Origin of the sequence: Parabacteroides acidifaciens (assembly GCF_003363715.1) — a bacterium.
Lineage (GTDB): Bacteria > Bacteroidota > Bacteroidia > Bacteroidales > Tannerellaceae > Parabacteroides > Parabacteroides acidifaciens.
The window spans coordinates 1-2523 of sequence record NZ_QREV01000109.1 but is presented as its reverse complement, the minus strand read 5'-3'; the positions used below and the strand labels follow the sequence as shown (position 1 = coordinate 2523).

At 50.6% G+C, this 2523-nt stretch carries 3 protein-coding genes; all 3 read right to left on the bottom strand.

Going from position 1 to position 2523, the window contains the following annotated elements; translation table 11 throughout:
• Positions 1-339: 339 nt before the first annotated feature.
• The 3 genes from DWU89_RS20690 to DWU89_RS20270 are packed head-to-tail and all read right to left on the bottom strand — an operon-like array spanning position 340 to position 2251.
• Positions 340-618, bottom strand: a complete 279-nt coding sequence (locus tag DWU89_RS20690; protein ID WP_158543417.1) for a hypothetical protein — start codon at positions 616-618, stop codon at positions 340-342.
• On the bottom strand, positions 606-998 hold the full coding sequence (locus DWU89_RS20275; protein WP_115501438.1) for a hypothetical protein: 393 nt from the start codon (positions 996-998) through the stop codon (positions 606-608). Before DWU89_RS20275 ends, DWU89_RS20690 begins: the two co-directional genes overlap by 13 nt.
• Before the next feature lie 20 nt (positions 999-1018).
• Positions 1019-2251: a site-specific integrase gene (locus DWU89_RS20270; protein ID WP_115501437.1), complete on the bottom strand. Its 1233-nt coding sequence runs from the start codon at positions 2249-2251 to the stop codon at positions 1019-1021.
• Positions 2252-2523 lie beyond the last annotated feature (272 nt).

Genomic DNA, 2523 nt, shown 5'->3' with positions numbered 1-2523 from the left:
TGCGCCTTTTCCATGTGTAAAACTACGAAACCCATATATTTTTCCTTTCTTCCTTGACTTGTGAAACAATGATTTTTTGTATCTTCGGGGGTGGCAAATGCCGTCCCCGATGGGGTGTGCAGAGGGGCTTGCCCCTTGCCTTATTGGGGAATTTTCAGCGATACGGAGTATTGCGGCTCGGAAAATTCCCTAATAAGCTATGGTATTTTCTCCGTAAATACCCTGCGGCGTGCTGCCCGTCTGCCTTTCGGTGGTGGCTGTCCCTGCCGCCTGCTTGCCCGTAACCCCACCTTATTTTTCCCTTTCGGTCGGTGGGTGGCGGGGTGGTCTTTTCCGTTTTCAAAGGCTCTTTTGCATGGGGCGGTCGGATGCAAGGTTCAGGGGAAGAATACTACCCGAAGAATGAGGGTGGAGATTGTTCCCCTGACGGCGCAGCCGCCTGACCTTGAAGCCGACGGAAAGCCCCATGCTTGCTTTGCCTTTGTAAACGGGAATGACTGCTCCGCTTGCCTGCGGTCGGGAAACAGCCCCTTTCCGTCCGTGTGACGGTATGACCGTATGACCGTATGACTGTATTACGGACTGATACCCCGACCGACTGACCGTTACGCCATCCATCGGCGGTTCGGCTCGGTGTCGGTAACGACAGACACGAACACCGTCGTTTTCTCTTTTCGCCCGTGCATAATCCTATCCAACAATGCCTTGCGGACTTTCGCAGCCCCGAACGATTCCACACGGAAAGCGAGGGCGGCTATCGTTTCGAGGTTGTAAACCTCCACACTGTATTTGTCCGATATGCGGACAGTGCGTTTTATGTCGTACCCTCTCAAAACTCCGCTCTTGCAAAGTGCCTTTATCCCTGCCCGAACCGTCGGGGCGATAACCCCGAACAGTTCGCAGATTTCCCACTCGGTCATGGCGGTTGCACCTATGTCGGTCGGCAAAGAGATATTGCCGTATTCATCTATCGTGATGATGTTTCTTTCTTCTTTCATCGCTGTTCTGTTTTAAGGTTTTAAATGGCTCGGCAGATATTCTTTTCCATATCCTCTAACTTGTGCGACAAGGTTTCCATGTCTTGGCTTATCTTCTGGGCGGTGATTTTGGCGTAAATCTGGGTGGTTTTTATGTTCGTGTGCCCCAAAAGGCGGCTCACGGTTTCGATAGGTACGCCGTGCGACAAAAGCACGGTCGTGGCGTTCGTGTGCCTTGCAACATGGTAGGTCAGCCGCACCTTGAAGCCGCATTGTCTGCCTATCCCTTTCAGTATCTTGTTACAACTGCCGTTGCTCGGAACGGGGAACACATGACCGTCCCTTGCCAGTCCCTTGTATTTCTCTATGATACGCTTGGGAACGTCCAACAGACGGATGTTCGATTCAGTGTTGGTTTTCTTTCTTCGGGTGATAATCCAAAGGTTGCCGTCGAAGAATGTTTGCAGGCGGTCGGCGGTGAGGTTCTTCACATCGGAATACGCCAAACCCGTGAACACCGAAAAGACGAACAAGTCCCGTACAAGTTCGTGGGCGGCGTTCTTCATCGGTGCGTCCATGAGCGTTTGTATCTCCGTTTGGGTGAGGTAGCCCCTGTCCACGCTTTCGGGAGAGTTGATATATCCTGCAAAGGGGTTGAACGGCAAACGTCCGTCATTCCTCGCTATGGAAACGATGTGTTTCAACACAATCATGTAGCCCCACACGGTGTTGGTGCGGCATTTCTTCTCCGTTCTAAGGAAATACTCGAAGTCGTTGATGAAAGTGAGGTTGAGTTCCTTTAACGGAATATCCTCACGCTTGTAGGTATGGGGCAGGAACTCCCGAATATGGTTGCAGACCGTTTGATAGCGTCGGAATGTCCCCTGCGCCCTGCTGTGCCCGACTTTCTTCTCAAACTCTGCGTTGTGCTGCTCGAACAGCTTCAACAAGGTTTCCTGCTTGACGCCGATACCGAGATAGGTGTCTTTGAGTTTGGCGGCGGTAACATAACCGTCCGTCTGCATCAGTTCTTGATAGCGGCGGTTTACCTCCACACGGATTTTATCTATCGCAAGGTTGATTCTCTGCGCTTCGATGCTCTTGCCCGAAGCACGGTTGTTCTTCACGTCCCACAAGCGTGGGGGAACGTCCATCTTGCAACTGAACTGTTTAATCTCGCCGTCCACTGTGATACGGCACATCAAAGGCAGGTTGCCGTTGGGCTTCTCGCTGCCTTTCTTCACGTAAAATAGAACCTTGAATGTACTACGCATAACTCACTCCTTTTTTTGGTTACAAAATTAAGTTACAGTGAGTTACCGACTGCTATGCAAATCTACGCAAATCGCAGAAAAAGAACCTTTTAGCAAGAAATCCGCACCCGTTACGGGAGTAATGAGGTGGTAACTGAACTCTTGCGCCGTTTGGCTTCATGTTGGCTTTCCGTTGGCTCTGCCCCATAGAAAAACAAAGCGTAACGAACGCTGTTTCAGCTAATTCGCTACGCTTTGCTCAAATTTTCTTTTTCGCTATGTGTTTATTTTAA